The following is a 242-nucleotide window of genomic DNA, read 5'->3' as shown; positions in this document are numbered from 1 at the left end:
AAAACCGACATCTGTGCCTGACCGGAAATATAATATTGCCATTCGTCAGCGTTAGGATGCCAGTGCATTTCTCTTAAAGCGCCCGGCTGTAATTCTATAATTGAACCCGACATGGTACTGCTGATAGGAAATTCTTTGCTGGTAACCAATCTTTGTAAGCCTCCTCCTGGAACGATTCTGGGTTGTTGTGCGTGTAAAGGATAACGGTGAAAACTGGTTAATTCTATATCTGATTCTTCCGG

Annotated in this window: 1 protein-coding gene; it reads right to left on the bottom strand. The window is 43.4% G+C overall.

The features are described from left to right. Window positions 1-242: cupin domain-containing protein (locus SCA31_RS25210; protein ID WP_410699670.1), on the bottom strand; the 242-nt coding region annotated here is incomplete at both ends.

The organism is Chryseobacterium sp. SIMBA_028 (assembly GCF_046535285.1).
Taxonomy (GTDB): domain Bacteria; phylum Bacteroidota; class Bacteroidia; order Flavobacteriales; family Weeksellaceae; genus Chryseobacterium.
This window is presented reverse-complemented; position numbering and strand designations above follow the sequence as displayed.